Origin of the sequence: Flavobacterium chungangensis (assembly GCF_042654045.1) — a bacterium.
Lineage (GTDB): Bacteria > Bacteroidota > Bacteroidia > Flavobacteriales > Flavobacteriaceae > Flavobacterium > Flavobacterium chungangensis.
In genome coordinates, this window is record NZ_JBHSFY010000002.1 from 201,414 (window position 1) to 217,574 (window position 16,161).

Sequence of the window (16,161 nt, forward strand, 5' to 3'; positions counted from 1 at the left end):
TAATATTTTTGAAAATTGTTATATAATTTTCATTTTTAGGAATTCCGACCGTTAAAATTCTTAAAAAACTCCTTCTGAGGCCTTTATTTAAGGATTATGGAAGATATGAGCTGAGATGTGATAAGATCTTCCATTTCTAAAAGATTTTCTTCTTCAGCAAAGTTGCTAGCCTTGTAAGAGAAAAGCTTCCAGCGTTTTTTATGGTATTCTAAAGCAGTCAGATTTTCTACCCAATCACCAGAATTGAGGTATAAAGTAGAACCGTGTTTGTTTTCCTTGGTTACTATTTTTGGTTCATGGATATGTCCGCAGATTACATAATCGTAATTCTTTTCAATGGCTAGATCGGTTGCTGTGGTTTCAAAATCAGAAATGAATTTTACGGCTTTTTTAACGCTGGCTTTTATTTTTTTAGAAAAAGAATAAGGTTCGCGTCCTAATTTAGCTAGACACCAATTGGCAAAACGATTCGTTAGGATTAGATAATCGTAACCCAGTCCGCCTAATTTTGCAATCCATTTTGAATGCTGAACCGAGGCATCAAAAACGTCTCCGTGAAAAATCCAAGCTTTTTTGTCGTCTAATTCTAAAACTAATTTATCAACTAGAGCAAAATTTCCCATATTCATATCGCTGAATTTTCGAAGTATCTCGTCGTGATTTCCAGTAATATAGTAAACTTTTGTTCCTTTAGAAGCCATTCCGATAATGCGCTGAATTACTCGTAAATGTGCTTTTGGGAAATACGATTTACGAAACTGCCAAGCATCAATTATATCGCCGTTTAAAACTAAAGTTTTGGGTTTAATGCTTGAAAGATAGTTGTTTAGTTCTTTAGCATGACTTCCGTAAGTTCCTAAATGGACATCAGAAAGAATGACCAATTCGACATTTCTTTTTTTCAATTTTTCTTGATTTGAAGTTTTACAAATGAAAGAAAATTTGTGAAATTTAATTTTATTAAAAGGTTATCAAAAGGAGGGTAATTTTACCAAATTGTGATTTTTATCCCATTTAATGTTTCGTTAATAATACCAGTTTTAAATTTTTTAATTTAATTCATAAAACTTACATTTGCTCAAAACAAAACACAATGGCAGGAAACAGCTTCGGCACACTATATAAAGTAACTACATTTGGAGAATCTCACGGTGAAGCTTTAGGCGGAATTATTGACGGATGTCCTCCAGGAATACAATTAGATTTTGAAGCAATTGAACTAGATATGGCACGCAGAAAGCCAGGTCAGTCGGCAATTGTTACACAAAGAAAAGAGCCAGATGCGGTTCAGTTTCTATCAGGAATATTTGAAGGAAAAACGACTGGAACTCCAATCGGTTTCATTATTCCAAATACCAATCAAAAATCAGACGATTACTCTCATATAAAAGATAATTACAGACCAAGCCATGCTGATTATGTTTACGATCAGAAATATGGTTTCCGCGATTATCGTGGTGGCGGAAGAAGTTCTGCAAGAGAAACAGCAAGTAGAGTAGTAGCAGGTGCAATTGCAAAGCAAATGTTGGCAGAAATTAAAATCAATGCTTATGTTTCTTCTGTTGGTCCAATTCACTTAGAAACACCATACCAAGAATTAGATTTTTCTAAAATTGAAAGCAATCCAGTGCGTTGTCCAGACGAGAAATCTGCAGCGACTATGGAAGAATATATTCGTGAGATCCGCAAACAGGGAGACACTGTTGGAGGTGTTGTGAGTTGTGTAATTCAAAATGTTCCAGTTGGTTTAGGAGAACCAGTATTTGATAAACTTCATGCAGAATTAGGAAAAGCAATGCTTTCTATTAATGCAGTAAAAGGTTTTGAATACGGAAGCGGTTTTTCTGGATCTGAAATGAAAGGAAGCGAGCATAACGATTTATACAATCCTGACGGAACTACAAAAACAAATTTATCAGGCGGAATTCAAGGTGGTATAAGCAACGGAATGGATATTTATTTCAGAGTTGCCTTTAAGCCAGTTGCAACTATTATGCAGACTCAAGATTCTTTAGATAATAAAGGAAACATTACACCAATGACTGGAAAAGGACGTCATGATCCATGTGTAGTGCCTCGCGCAGTGCCAATCGTTGAAGCGATGGCCGCAATTGTTTTGGCTGATTTTTATTTGATCAACAAAACATATTAATAAAAGGTAAGACAGTGAGGGTCTTATTATTTTAATAATTAAAAAATAAATTAATGCAAGAAGTTACAGAAACTAAAAAACAATCATTTCTTTCGGGATTAACAGGGCAAATTATAATTGCGATGGTTCTTGGAGCCATTTTAGGAATTATATTGCACAATACCATTTCGCCAGAATCAGCGCAGGCATTTAGCAGTAAAATTAAAATGCTGGCAACCATCTTTATTCGTTTGGTGCAAATGATTATTTCTCCATTGGTTTTTACGACTTTGGTAGTGGGAATTGCAAAATTGGGTGATATTAAAACTGTTGGAAGAATTGGAGGAAAAGCTATTGGGTGGTTTTTTACAGCTTCATTTATTTCTCTTTTAATTGGATTGTTTTACGTAAATATTTTGCAGCCAGGTGTTGGTTTAAAGCTAGAACACGTTGATATGGCAGCGGCTTCTGAGGTTACAGGTAAAACACAAAATCTGTCTTTTGATAATTTTGTTGAGCATATCGTGCCAAAAAGTATTGTGGAAGCGATGGCTACCAATGAAATTCTGCAGATTGTAGTTTTCTCTATTTTCTTCGGGTTAGCAGCAGCTTCTTTAGGGTCAACAGTAAAGCCAATTATTAGTGCTTTTGATAAACTATCGCACATTGTTTTGAAAATGGTAAACTATGTAATGAAGTTTGCTCCAATTGGAGTTTTTGGAGCCATTGCAGGTGTGTTTGCTATTCGAGATGCAGAAGAATTGGTTATTACATACTTCAAATTTTTCGGTTCGTTTTTAATTGGTATCGGTACGCTTTGGGCAATTTTAATTGTAATCGGATATATTTTCCTAAAAGGAAGAATGACAGAATTGTTAAGACGTATTACGGGGCCTTTGGCAATCGCTTTTGGAACTACAAGTAGTGAAGCCGTATTTCCTAAATTAACAGAAGAATTAGAAGGTTTTGGAGTAAAAGATAAAATCGTTTCTTTCATGCTGCCACTTGGATATTCCTTTAACCTTGACGGAAGTATGATGTACATGACTTTTGCGAGCATCTTTATTGCTCAATTCTATAATGTGCATTTAGATTTAGGAACACAAATGGCAATGCTTTTAGTTTTAATGCTTACCAGTAAAGGTATTGCAGGTGTGCCACGTGCTAGTTTGGTTGTCGTTGCGGCGACATGTGGTATGTTTGATATTCCGATTGAAGGAATTGCGTTAATTCTTCCAATTGACCACTTTTGCGACATGTTTAGAAGTGCAACAAATGTGTTAGGAAATGCATTAGCGACTTCTGTTGTTGGACAATGGGAAAATAATAAAGAATAATAAAAAAGCTAAGATTTTAATTTTTTTATCTTAGTTATTGAAATAATATTTTGAAAAGCTGTATTTTTTTATGAAATACAGCTTTTTTTTATTTTAAAGTGTATATTTGATCAAACTAGCCGATTGATGCCCCAAAAACGGATTTTGTTACTTTTACTCTTGATTCTGAATTGCTTTGCCAATTCGGCAATCGCGCAATCTAATTGTAATCTAGATCCTAAAATTGATAAGACTGTTAAGAAAGCACTTTTAAATTTTAGAGAATCTAATTTCGAAAAATCACTTATCTATTCTAGAGCTGCCTTAAATGCGGCAACAGTACTAAAAGATTACTGTCTTACTGCTCGTTCTTACAATATTATCGCGGCCAACTATAATGAATTGGCAGAGTTTGATAAAGCGATTTTCTTCTACAAAAAGGGGCTGTATTATGCCAATAAAACCGATAACGATTCTATAAAATGTCTTCTCTATAATAATTTAGGGAATATGTATTGTTTTGAAAAGAAACAGTTTGATGAAGGAATCCGTAATTATAAAAAAGCAGTTGCTTATGCTTTGAAAATTAATGATTTGAAAGAGGTGTATTTTACCAATGTCAATATTGCTTGGGCGTATTTTGATATTGGAAACTTCAATCAAGGGCATCTTTTTTTGAAATATGTTAATAGCACGAAATTAAAATATAACGACGGATCGACAGAAGTTATAGTGGATATGCTGAACGGTATTTATGCTAGCCATAAAAATGATAACAAGGCTGCAAATGCCTATTTTTTGAGTGCTATTGAATCAGGAAAAAAATGCCAGGAAAAAACAGATTTGGCACATGCATATTTAGAATATGCCCATTTCTTAAATAAAATCGATAAACACAAAGAAGCCTACGAAGCGCTTGTTGATCATTATAATCTTTCTGATAATTTATATGATGTTAAAAAACTAAAAAAAGCTTCTCAAGCTGGTCTAAGTCTAGAATTGGACGAATATAAAAGGCAGATTGATAAAGTTGAGGGAGAAAAAGTAGAGCAATCTCAAAGTTTAAGAAAGTCAAAAATCATTGTAATTCTTTTTATTTTGATTTCGCTTATTCTTTTAATTTTAATTATCACACTGATAAAGAATATCAGATACAAGAAAAAACACAATTTAGAGCTTCTTAAAGCGAAAGAAATCGCAGAAGAAGCCTCTTTGCTCAAAACGCAATTTATATCGACTATAAGTCACGAATTGCGTACTCCGCTTTATGGAGTGGTCGGAATTACCAATATGCTGCTCGAAGAACATAAAGAAATTTCGAGAAGCCAGCATTTAAGTTCCTTAAAATTTTCTGCAAGATATCTATTGTCTCTCGTAAATGATATTTTGCAGATAAACAAAATTGAAGAGAACAAGATTGTATTGGAGAATTTGACTTTTAATATTTCTGATGAAATTACGGTAATTAAGAATTCGCTTTCTTTTCTCTCACAGAAGAATAATAATAGCATTTCTATTGATATTGATTCTCATATTCCAGAATATTTAATTGGAGATAAATTGCGCTTGGCTCAGATCTTAATGAATTTGGTTAGTAATGCTTTGAAATTTACCAAAGACGGACAAGTTGAAATTATAGTAAAACTGAATAAAGTAGAAGGAAAGCTCCATTATTTAGATTTTTTGATAAAAGACAACGGAATAGGAATTGCCGCTGTAGATCAAAATAAGATTTTTGAAAAATTTGTTCAAGTTGGCCGTAAAGACGAAGATTATCAAGGTACAGGATTGGGGCTTAGTATTGTAAAAAGACTTTTAGGGCTTTTTGGAAGCACCATTACTTTGGACAGCGATTTAGGAAAAGGAACTTCATTTTCGTTTACCATTGCTTTTGAGCATGATTTAGCCAAAACGAAAAGCATTATTGATGAGATTGAAGTTGATTTGACTTCAAGCGAAGTTTATAAAATTCTAGTGGTTGAAGACAATTTGATTAATCAGCTTGTTACCAAAAAGATTATCGAAAAAAATAATTATTCCTGTAAAGTAGTCGATGATGGTTTTGCAGCTCTTAAAGCCTTAGAAAACGATACGTTCGATCTAATTTTAATGGATATTAATATGCCTTTAATGAACGGATTTGAAACCACCAAACGAATACGTCTTCAAGGTATAGAAACTCCTATTGTCGCTTTGACGGCTTTTGATAAAGATGAAATTACAGATGAGGCGATTTCATCTGGAATGAATGATATTATTATTAAACCTTTTGAACCGGTTAAATTATTTAAAATAATTAATTTCCTTATAAAAGAAAAAAACGCTGTTTAGTACCAGCGTTTTTTGTTTTTCTTAGCGTTTGTTGACTTTCTCGATTTGTGAGCTCCGCCGCTTCTGTTTGAACTTTTAGGCTTTTCTCCAGCTTCTGGACTTCCAGAATGCCATTGATACGGATGATCAGCAATCGTTTTTACATCAACTTTTATTAATTTTTGAATGTCTTTCCAATACGGAAGTTCATCTTTTCCGCAGAAAGAAATTGCGATTCCGCCATTTCCTGCACGACCTGTACGGCCAATTCGGTGAACGTAAGTTTCTGGAATATTCGGTAAATCGAAATTGATTACATAAGGCAATTGCTCGATGTCAATTCCTCGTGCTGCAATATCGGTTGCAACCAAAACTCCAACTTCTTTGTTTTTGAAGGCATCTAGAACTCTTTGTCTTGCGTTTTGCGATTTATCTCCGTGAATAGCTTCTGCAGGAATATCTTTTTTGCGAAGCGCTTTTACCACATTGTCAGCGCCGTGTTTGGTTCTCGAGAAAACAAGCACGTTCGATAGATTTTCTTCTTTAATTAAATTGTATAGCAAGTTTCTTTTTTCTGTTTTATCAACAAAATAAATGCGTTGCTCGACATTTTCTGCTGTAGAAGAAACGGGAGAAACTTCAACTTTTTCTGGATCTTGAAGAAACATTTCTGCAAGTTCGCGAATTGCAATTGGCATTGTTGCAGAGAAAAGTAACGTTTGTCTGTTTTTAGGAGTCAGTTTTACGATTTTTTTGACATCGTTTATAAAACCCATATCCAGCATCTGATCGGCTTCATCTAGCACTAAAGTGTGCAAATGATTTAAATCAAGAAAACCTTGTTTATGAAGGTCTAATAAACGTCCTGGAGTGGCAACTAAAATATCAACTCCATTTTTTAAAGCATCAACTTGCGGATTTTGAGAAACTCCTCCGAAAATAGTCAGTTGTGTTAAGTTGGTATATTTTGCATAAGTGTCAAAACTTTGACCGATCTGCACTGCTAGTTCGCGAGTAGGCGTAACCACAAGCGCGCGAATCACTTTTGCTTTTTTTGATGAACCGACAATTCGGTGTAATTGATGTATGATTGGAATAGCAAATGCTGCCGTTTTTCCTGTTCCTGTTTGTGCACAGCCAATTAAATCACGGCCTTCTAAAACAATCGGAATTGATTTTTCCTGAATTGGAGTCGGATTTAAGTAGCCTTCTTCAAATACGGCTTTTTGTATACTTTTTGAAAGTGATAGATCTTCGAATAACATATCTTTGGTATTTAGTATTTCAGTTTTAATAACTAAAATGCTGTGCAAAGATATGTTTATTCGTCCAATCGTTTGTTTGAATTTGCTTTTATTTGGCAAATAGGCCTTATGGCATAACCTAATAGGGTATTTAAAATCAAGCGGGTTCGATGTTTGCTTTGATAAAATCGGTAACTAAATAACCAATCAATTTGCCGATTAAATTATTGTTTGGAGAATTATCTAAATCTGGTGCTCCTTCGCAGATATGCAGATATGCAGCATGCTTATGTTCGCCAAAGAAAGAAACAAACTGTCTTAATTCTTCAACAGAGAAACCGCTGATAGTCATGGCGCTGCTGGCAATGTTTGGAATCGCATCAAGATCAATTTCAATTCCGAAAGCATCACTTTTAATAAAATCCAAAGCGGTAATCATTTCGCGATTAAAATCTTTTTCTTTTCTAATGTTGACACTGTCGTAAGTATTGTATCGAACGCGGTCTTCCAATTTTTTTATAATATCTAAAACACTTTTTGAAGTGTAATTTTCATGAAGGCCAAAAATGAAATATTTCTTTAAGAAACCTTCTTCGTAAGCATATGAAAATCCGTTTCCGCTATGGCGGCCTTCTAAGATTCTAAAATCAGAGTGCGCATCAAAATTGATTGCATTTATAGGTTTTCCTTTCGCAAGAGCAGCACCTTTAATATTTCCGTAGGCATTATTGTGGCCTCCACCAATAATAATTGGCGTTTTTCCAGCTTTGATTATAGTGAAAATAGTATGAGAGACTTCTTTGTCTATTTTTTCAACCAGCTGACTTAATTTTGAACGATCGTCAATGTCGTTAAAATCTAAGTTTTCAACCTGACGCATTTCGTCACTAACATTAATGTGTCCTAAAATAATAATGTTACTCCCCTTAGAAAAACGATTGTGCTGAATATTGGCAATGCTTTTTATCGCAGATTGCCATGCAGAAGCAGCTCCAGGCCTTCCGTAATTGGCGCGCACACCAATATCTTCGGGAATTCCTAGAAGCACATATTTAGCTTCACTTTCTTTAATAAAATTAATCTTATCAATTCCTGGCGGAATGACAATCATTTTTTCTCCGAACTTTATTTCACCACTTCTGTGATTTGTGATTTTAGCTAAATCATTTATAGTGAATGGGATTAATTTTTCCATGAAAAAAATTTATTTTCCAAAAATAATATAATTGTAGAAACTTACGTTATTACCTTATATTAATTCTTAAATTTGTTATTAAAGAAAATTATTTAAATATGGAAAACCCAAAGAACAACAATTCAAGTCTAAAGGCGGTAATCGCAGTTTTAGCAGTCCTACTGATCGGTAGCTTAGTGTATATTTTTAAATTATCTTCTGATACAGAGGTGGTTAAGACTGAACTTACAACAACCTTGACTGAGAAAGAGTCTGTAATGAAAGATTTACAGGAGTTAAAAGCGACTTATGATGCTGCAATTGCTGAAAACACTTCTATGTCTGACGAATTAATCCAAGAAAGAGACAAAGTTGTGGCTTTAATGGATGATTTGAACAAGTCTAAAGGAGATGTTTCTAAATACAGATCTCAAGTTCAAGCAATGCAGAGTAAAATGAAAACTTTAGTTGCTGAAAACGATGAGTTGAAAAAACAAAATGGTGTTTTAACAACTCAAAGAGATAGTACTATTGTAGTTTTAGGAGAGTCTAAAAAGTATAATGAAGTATTAGTTGGTCAAAATGAAGAATTGGCTAAAACTGTGGAAAAAGGATCTAAATTATCTGTTTTAAATACTAAAACTTCGGCTTACAAATTGAAAAGCTCTGGAAAACAAATCGAAACGGATAAAGCAAGTCGTGCTGATGTTTTGAAAGTTAGTTTTACAATTGCTGAAAATCAAATTGCAAAATCTGGAGACAAAACGTATTATGTTCAAGTTATCGACGCTAAAAACAATGTTTTAGGCGAAAAGAAAACTGAAAGTTTTGGAGAAAACACATTAACTTACAGCTTTAAAACTACAGTGAAATACGAAAATAAAACTGTACAAGTTAGTGAAGATCTTCCAGGAAAAGATTTTGCTAAAGGAACTTATTTTATCAATGTTTTTGATAATGATGAATTAGTTTCTAAAACTAGTTTTAGTTTAAGATAATTCGGCCGAAGGGATACAATACCACTTAAGATATTAAAGGTCTGTGATTTTTCACAGGCCTTTTTTTATGGGGTAATGTGTGGTGATTTTTTCAATTTAATCTGCAAATATCTGCCTAAATCTTTTTAAATCTGCGTGAAACATTTTACGTATAGATTTTTTCACGCAGATTTAAATGATTTTGGCAGATAAAATTAAATTTTAATTATTGAATTGAACTGTTTGTTTATTTGGACAAACGATTTATTTTAAAATTTTGCCCTCAACAAAAACTGATTCAATAAGATTGCTTCCAAAAGCGTAAGGAATCTGGTAATAAGAAGATATAGGATTTGTTAGAATCAGATTGGCTTTTTTGCCTTTTGTGATACTTCCGTGTGTTTCTGAAAGTCCCATTGCGTAGGCGCCGTTTATTGTTGCTGCATTAATTGCTTCTTCTGGCGTCATTTTCATTTTTATACAAGCTGTTGCTACAACAAAATTCATATTTCCTGATGGAGTAGATCCAGGGTTGAAATCTGTTGCTAACGCTAAAGGTAAACCTGCTTTTATCATTTCGCGCGCTGGTGTATACGGGATGCTTAAAAAATAAGAACAAGAAGGTAAAGCAACAGGCATTGTTTCGGTGTCTTTTAACGCTTCAATATCTTCTGGGTTCATAATTTCAAGATGATCTACAGATAGTGCATTAAATTTAACGCCAGCCTGAATTCCGCCAATAGAATTAAATTGATTGACATGAATTTTTGGTTTCAAGCCAAATGCTAAACCTGCTTCCATTATTTTTTCGGTTTCTTCTACAGAAAAATAACCGCTTTCGCAGAAAACATCTACATAATCAGCAAGCTTATTTTTGGAAATTTCTGGCAGCATCTCGTTAATCATTTCGTCAAGATAGCCTGCTTTATCCTCTTTGTAATGTAAAGGAAAAGCATGTGCGCCTAGAAATGTCGCTTTGATGGCGATAGGATAGTTTTCTGCCAATTTTTTAATTACACGAAGCATTTTTAATTCTCCATCAACCGTTAATCCATAACCCGATTTAATTTCTACAGCACCGGTTCCTAACTGCATTACTTCTTCTAATCGAACTTTAGATTGCTCATAAATTTCTTCTTCAGAAGTTTCGTTTAGTTTTTTAGCCGAATTTAAAATTCCGCCGCCGCGATTGGCTATTTCTTCGTAAGAAAGACCATTTATACGATCAACAAATTCTTGCTCGCGATTTCCTGCATAAACAATATGCGTGTGGCTGTCGCACCAAGACGGAAGAACAACTTTTCCAGTTGCATCAATAGTTTTATCAGCTTTGATTTCTGGAAGATTATCCATCGAGCCGAAATCTTCAATTAAATTGTCTTTTAATACCAAAAAAGCATTTTTAATTGTTGGAAGTTTTGCCATTTCCGCACCCGAAACTTTAGTGATAGGAGTTTCGCGAACTTGTAATAACTCTTGTATGTTTATGATTAATGTTGTCATTGTGGATATTGTTATAAAACACAAATTTCACGAATTTTCACTAATGAATTGTGAAAACTCGTGAAATTTGTGTCAGATAGGAATTTGGAATTTTAAAAATTCAATATTTTTATCTTTATTCTGAAACGGTAATTTCGAACATTTTGCTCCAGTTTTTACCCGTTACAAAAATAGTTTTAGTTTTAGGATTGTATGCAATACCGTTTAAAACATCATCTTTTGTAATATCTGTCATTGTTTTTCTTAAATCAGATAAATTTAAAATGGCTTCAACTGCTCCTGAATTTGGATTTACGACAGCAATAGCATCTTTGAACCATACATTTGCATAGATTTTTCCATTGATCCATTCGATTTCATTAACGGCTTTAATTTTAGATTCTCCCGAATAAACGTTGATATAGTCAATCATTTTTTGAGTAGCAGGGTCAACTTTCCAGATTTTTTCAGTTCCGTCAGTTTGATAAATGTGCTTTCCGTCATTTGTCATTCCCCAACCTTCAATCTCTTTTTCATAATCAAAGGTTTTTTCAAGTTTTAAAGTCTTTGCGTCGTAAATGAAACCTTTTTTGTTTTTGTACGTTAGTTGGAATAATTTATCATTTATAAATGTAATTCCCTCTCCAAAATACTGTTGGTCTAGATCAATTTGTTTGTAAACTTTTCCAGTTTTGTAATCGTATTTTTTTACAAAAGAAGCTCCTTCTTGTCCAGTGCTTTCGTATAAAGTATCTTTATAAAACTCTAAACCTTCTGTAAAAGCTTTTTTGTCGTGAGGAAAAGTATTTACGACTTTATATTTTAATAATTTAGGCTCAATGTCTGAAACGACTTCAATTCTAGCAGTTGCGTCTGAAGAATCTCCGCCAAAATAAACTTTAGCTTTTAAGTATTGGTATCCTAATTTTTGATCTATTAATTCAAATCTAAAATTTGCAGCACCTTTTGTACCTCCAACTCTTTGGTCGTTTACAAAGTAGGCAACGCTGTCAATTTCTTTAGATTTCGGGTTTAAAATTCCAATATTAAGCGCTTCTTTTTGCGTAAGATGAGCAGGAAAAGCAGAATCATCGATAGTAAATAAAGAATTTTCAACATTCTTTTCCTTTACACATCCAACCAATGTGATTCCTAATAAAATGACAGCTAGGAAGTTATATTTTTTCATAGTTTAAAATTTCAATAAGCCAATATACGACGATATTTTTATTGTTACAAAGGTCTTGCAAAAATATAAAAAGGTTGTATATTTGCACCGGCAAGTCCTACACGACCAGCTCCTGCAGACTCCCCCAGGATGGGAACATAGCAAGGGTACGTGGTTGAGCGGTGCGATGTAGGTCGCTTGCCATTTTTTTTATAATTTAATAGTTTTGTAATCTTCCTTTTTGGAGGATTTTTTTATTTTTGACCCTATCTGAAGTTAAATGTTATTGGTTAGAAGTTCAAAATTGACTGCTTTATGTGGTTCAAAATAAACCCAATTCCAAAAACTTATAACTCATAACCCATAACTTATAACTAAAAAATGAGCAAAGTCGTTTTAATTACCGGAGGATCATCAGGAATTGGAAAATCTATTGGTGAGTTTTTACATCAAAAAGGTTTTGTTGTATACGGAACAAGCAGAAATCCTGAGAAAGTTTTAAATTCAGTTTTTCCGTTAGTTGCTTTAGATGTTCGAAATTCTGATTCTATTAAAACAGCGGTAAACAAAATTATCGAAACTTCTGGAAGATTGGATATTGTAATTAATAACGCTGGAGTTGGAATTACAGGGCCTTTAGAAGAAATTCCGACTGAGGAAATTCGAAATAATTTTGAGACTAACTTTTTTGGTCCAATTGAAGTTATGAAAGCGGCGTTGCCACAAATGCGTAAGCAAAATTCAGGTCTTATTATTAATATTACTTCGATTGCTGGTTATATGGGACTTCCGTATAGAAGTGTTTATTCTGCATCAAAAGGAGCTTTGGAATTGATTACTGAAGCTTTGAGAATGGAAGTTAAGGCTTTTGGTGTCGAAATTACGAACGTTGCGCCTGGAGATTTTGCTACCAATATTGCTGCTGGACGTTATCACGCCCCAGTTATTAAAAATTCTGCTTACGAAAAAGTTTACGGCGATGTTCTAGCCACAATGAATGATCATGTTGATGCAGGAAGTAATCCAAATGAAATGGCAGAAGCAGTTTATAAAATTATTCAAACTAAAAAACCAAACGTACATTATAAAGTGGGCGCTTTTATGCAGAAGTTTTCGATTGTTTTAAAACGTGCGCTTCCAGATAAAGTGTATGAGAAAATGCTTATGAATCATTATAAGCTGTAGAAAAATGTAAAAAATACACTTATTTTTAACATATAATTTTAAAATGGTTTTAATTTTAAAATCTTTATTGGTATTGATTTTGTAATTTTGCAGCTAGATTTCTTTAAAAAGAATTTCTTTGAAAAGAAATTTATAGATACAAACAAACCATTTTTAATTAAACAAATTATGAAATTTTTTATAGACACAGCTAATTTAGCTCAAATTAAAGAAGCACAAGCTTTAGGTGTTTTGGATGGTGTAACAACTAATCCGTCATTAATGGCAAAAGAAGGAATCACTGGAAAAAACAATATCCTTAAGCATTATGTTGACATTTGCAATCTTGTTGATGGTGATGTAAGTGCAGAAGTTAACGCTCTTGACTTTGAAGGTATGGTTAAAGAAGGTGAGGAGTTAGCTGAATTACATGAGCAGATTGTTGTAAAACTTCCTATGACTAAGGAAGGTGTTATGGCAGCAAAATACTTTTCTGATAAAGGAATTAAAACTAACGTAACTCTTGTTTTCTCTGTAGGACAAGCACTTTTGGCTGCAAAAGCTGGAGCAACTTTTGTTTCTCCTTTCGTTGGGCGTTTAGATGATATTTCTACTGATGGATTGAATTTGATTCAAGAAATTAGAGAGGTTTATGATAACTACGGTTACGAAACTCAAATTTTAGCAGCTTCTGTACGTCACACTATGCATATTGTAAACTGTGCTAAAATTGGTGCAGACGTTATGACTGGACCTCTTTCTGCAATTTACGGTTTATTGAAACACCCATTGACAGATATCGGTTTAGCTCAGTTTGTAGCTGACTTTGAAAAAGGAAATAAATAATCCTTAGATACTTACAAAATTAAAATCGTCTTTTTTCTAACGAGAAGAGACGATTTTTTTTACTTTTATATTGAATCTTAAATAGTTAAATATGAAAGTTATCTTATTTATGTTGTCTTTTTTTGTAGCGAGTTTTTCTATAAACGCTCAAGCCGCTAAAGTTATTACTTCGGTAAATGAAGCGGGCGATGTTGCTACTTATGAGCTAGATTGCTCAGTTAAATTTCAAACTCTCGCCAAAGGTCTTCGATATAATATTACGAGGCATGAGTTTAAAGGTCCTGAGTTAAAAAATTCATATCGTCTTTTGCTGGTAATGGATGGATTTTATTCGAAAACATTAAATAGCGAAATGACGATTTCGGCAATCTTAAGTGACGGAACAAAAATAGAAGCTAGAAAAACTATAGAAGATGACGGCTTTTTTGATGGAGCCTGCACCTTGAAGATTAAAGATCCGCAAGCGCTTTTAAATGCCGATATAGATAAAGTAATTGTTCATGCGGACAAAGATGTGGTTTATCCTTTAACGGTTCAAAATAAGGCTCTTTTTAAGAAGAACTTGAGTAATATTATTAATGCCAAATAAAAGTTGCTAAGATTCTGAGATGCTAAGTTTCTAAGGTTTTCTTTTTTTTGGAAATAAAAAAATCCAAGTTCCAGTTTTAAAATTGGAATTTGGATTTTTTATATTGGATTTTTTTAAATCTTAGTGTCCTCCACCAGCACTTTCTATGTGGCTAATACCTTGTCTTTTTAAAATTTTAGGGCAGTAGAAACCATAGAATCCTAAATATGCAAAACCAAGTAGCGGTATAATGTAAGAGAAGTGAGTGTATGTGATACCGAAAATTCCGTTTGGATTTGTTGCATCTAAATCACAGATGCTTCCTTGTACCAATGGAATAACTCCACCACCAAGAATCATCATGATTAAGAAAGAAGATGCTTTTCCTGTGTTTTTCCCCAATCCTGCAATCGCTAAATCGAAGATTGAAGGCCACATGATAGATAAGAATAATCCACCAGAGATAAAGAAGAATTTAGCAATTTCTGGATCTGGCCATGCTAATCCTAATGCCATCATAGTTAATCCTGAAATTCCGAAAAGCATTAATGTTTTTCCAGCATTTTTACCACCAATAAAACTTACTGCAATAAATAGTAAAATCCAGAATGGGTAGATGTAGAATGAAGAAACATCGTGAGCAGCAAAAATATTTGCTCCAATGATTACTCCAAATGCAGCAGCAGGAACGATAAATTTAAGTGCTGTATTTACTAAGTTTGAAGTATTAAATACGTTTGCTCCACCATTCCAACGACCAATCATTAAACTTCCCCAGTAAAGCGCAATAAACGGTGCTACAGCATCTTCTAAGATGTTTCCGAATTCGTGAGTGTGTAATAAAGCAGGTAAATTACTGATGATAGTTACCTCAGTTCCTACATAAATAAAAATTCCTAACATACCCAAGTATAATTGTGGATAGTCAAGAATGTTGAATTTGCTGTGTTTGTCTTTAATTACTGCTTCTTCCTCTTTTACAGGATCTTCGATTTTTGAGAAATTCATAAATACCGCAACCGCAATAAAAGCAAGACCTAAAATGATGAAAGGCAATTTAATATCTTCTAATGAAAGAGCTGTTTTTTTGTTATCTCCCATTCCGAATAAAGCGATACCTAATAAAATAGCTCCGATTGTTGTTCCGAAAGAGTTGATTCCTCCCGCAAGAGTTAAACGGTGTGCTCCAGTTTCTGGACTTCCCATTTTAATAGCTAACGGATTTGCAACAATCTGTTGGATAGAGAATCCTAAACCTACTGTGAATAAAGCTGTTAAGAAGAAAGGGAAACTTTGAATTGTAGCTGCTGGAATGAATAGGAATGAACCTACTGCTGATAAAATTAATCCTGCAGATAGTGTTTTTTTGTAGCCGTATTTTTGTAAAACGTCTACTTTTAAAGAAACGATAAAGAATATAATTGATCCAACAAAATATGCAGCGTAGAAAGCCCATGCTACTAATTGAGATTTTACTTGCGATAACGTAAATACTTTTTTGAATACTGGAATCAGGATATCATTGGCTGAACCAACAAAACCCCAAAAGAAGAAGACGATTATCAAAGAGATAAATTGCCCCCATTTGGTTTGCACATTTTCTGAACTCATAATAATAAGGTTAATTTTTTATTTTATTGTTTTTTGAAGACCGTAAATATATTTGTTAGGATTATCAAAAAAAAATAAAAAGGTATAAATAATGTTAAATTTAAACCAACGGCTATGTTTTTTCAACAAAGTGTTAATTTTAACCTACTTAGAAAATGTAATTCGTAATT

General features: G+C 33.5%; 13 protein-coding genes and 1 other RNA gene. 8 read left to right on the top strand and 6 right to left on the bottom strand.

All coding sequences use genetic code 11. The features are described from left to right. Window positions 1-83 precede the first annotated feature (83 nt). Window positions 84-905, bottom strand: a complete 822-nt coding sequence (locus ACFO3N_RS04040) for a UDP-2,3-diacylglucosamine diphosphatase (protein WP_379795393.1) — start codon at window positions 903-905, stop codon at window positions 84-86. Between the two features lie 188 nt (window positions 906-1,093). Here ACFO3N_RS04040 and aroC point away from each other — a divergent pair, with 188 nt between their 5' ends. The 3 genes from aroC (at window position 1,094) to ACFO3N_RS04055 (ending at window position 5,778) form a co-directional block, all read left to right on the top strand. Next, complete coding sequence (aroC, locus tag ACFO3N_RS04045) at window positions 1,094-2,152, top strand: chorismate synthase (protein WP_379795395.1); 1,059 nt, start codon at window positions 1,094-1,096, stop codon at window positions 2,150-2,152. Window positions 2,153-2,205: 53 nt separating this feature from the next. Continuing rightward, complete coding sequence (locus ACFO3N_RS04050) at window positions 2,206-3,468, top strand: dicarboxylate/amino acid:cation symporter (RefSeq protein ID WP_379795397.1); 1,263 nt, start codon at window positions 2,206-2,208, stop codon at window positions 3,466-3,468. Window positions 3,469-3,612: 144 nt separating this feature from the next. Beyond that, the gene (locus tag ACFO3N_RS04055) at window positions 3,613-5,778 is read left to right on the top strand and encodes a response regulator (protein WP_379795399.1); all 2,166 of its coding nucleotides are present in this window, start codon (window positions 3,613-3,615) and stop codon (window positions 5,776-5,778) included. On the opposite strand, the gene ACFO3N_RS04060 is transcribed toward ACFO3N_RS04055, so the two are convergent. Next, window positions 5,775-7,022, bottom strand: a complete 1,248-nt coding sequence (locus ACFO3N_RS04060; RefSeq protein ID WP_250836728.1) for a DEAD/DEAH box helicase — start codon at window positions 7,020-7,022, stop codon at window positions 5,775-5,777. The genes ACFO3N_RS04055 and ACFO3N_RS04060 overlap by 4 nt on opposite strands. A 136-nt stretch (window positions 7,023-7,158) precedes the next feature. Beyond that, a complete protein-coding gene (locus ACFO3N_RS04065) occupies window positions 7,159-8,196 on the bottom strand; it encodes a formimidoylglutamase (RefSeq protein WP_250836727.1) in 1,038 nt (345 codons plus the stop codon). Window positions 8,197-8,294: 98 nt separating this feature from the next. On the opposite strand from ACFO3N_RS04065, the gene ACFO3N_RS04070 reads away from it, so the two are divergent. After that, complete coding sequence (locus tag ACFO3N_RS04070) at window positions 8,295-9,173, top strand: hypothetical protein (RefSeq protein ID WP_095930515.1); 879 nt, start codon at window positions 8,295-8,297, stop codon at window positions 9,171-9,173. 243 nt (window positions 9,174-9,416) lie between these two features. Here the strand turns inward: ACFO3N_RS04070 and hutI are convergent, their stop codons facing one another. Together hutI and ACFO3N_RS04080 are read right to left on the bottom strand one after the other, a co-directional pair. After that, window positions 9,417-10,655 (bottom strand): imidazolonepropionase, encoded by a 1,239-nt coding sequence (hutI, locus tag ACFO3N_RS04075; RefSeq protein ID WP_379795402.1) that lies wholly within the window; start codon window positions 10,653-10,655, stop codon window positions 9,417-9,419. A 115-nt stretch (window positions 10,656-10,770) separates the two neighbouring features. After that, window positions 10,771-11,823, bottom strand: a complete 1,053-nt coding sequence (locus tag ACFO3N_RS04080) for a glutaminyl-peptide cyclotransferase (RefSeq protein ID WP_379795404.1) — start codon at window positions 11,821-11,823, stop codon at window positions 10,771-10,773. A gap of 88 nt (window positions 11,824-11,911) precedes the next feature. Here ACFO3N_RS04080 and ffs point away from each other — a divergent pair. The 4 genes from ffs to ACFO3N_RS04100 all read left to right on the top strand — a co-directional run bounded on the left by ffs (window position 11,912) and on the right by ACFO3N_RS04100 (window position 14,401). After that, an RNA gene (ffs, locus tag ACFO3N_RS04085) (signal recognition particle sRNA small type) lies at window positions 11,912-12,009 on the top strand. A 174-nt stretch (window positions 12,010-12,183) separates the two neighbouring features. Further along, window positions 12,184-12,987, top strand: a complete 804-nt coding sequence (locus ACFO3N_RS04090; RefSeq protein ID WP_379795406.1) for an SDR family oxidoreductase — start codon at window positions 12,184-12,186, stop codon at window positions 12,985-12,987. A 168-nt stretch (window positions 12,988-13,155) separates the two neighbouring features. Continuing rightward, window positions 13,156-13,812, top strand: a complete 657-nt coding sequence (gene fsa, locus ACFO3N_RS04095) for a fructose-6-phosphate aldolase (protein ID WP_198856298.1) — start codon at window positions 13,156-13,158, stop codon at window positions 13,810-13,812. A 91-nt stretch (window positions 13,813-13,903) separates the two neighbouring features. Continuing rightward, the gene (locus ACFO3N_RS04100; RefSeq protein WP_095930521.1) at window positions 13,904-14,401 is read left to right on the top strand and encodes a hypothetical protein; all 498 of its coding nucleotides are present in this window, start codon (window positions 13,904-13,906) and stop codon (window positions 14,399-14,401) included. A gap of 120 nt (window positions 14,402-14,521) precedes the next feature. On the opposite strand, the gene ACFO3N_RS04105 is transcribed toward ACFO3N_RS04100, so the two are convergent. Continuing rightward, complete coding sequence (locus ACFO3N_RS04105) at window positions 14,522-15,991, bottom strand: MFS transporter (RefSeq protein WP_379795408.1); 1,470 nt, start codon at window positions 15,989-15,991, stop codon at window positions 14,522-14,524. Between the last annotated feature and the right edge of the window lie 170 nt (window positions 15,992-16,161).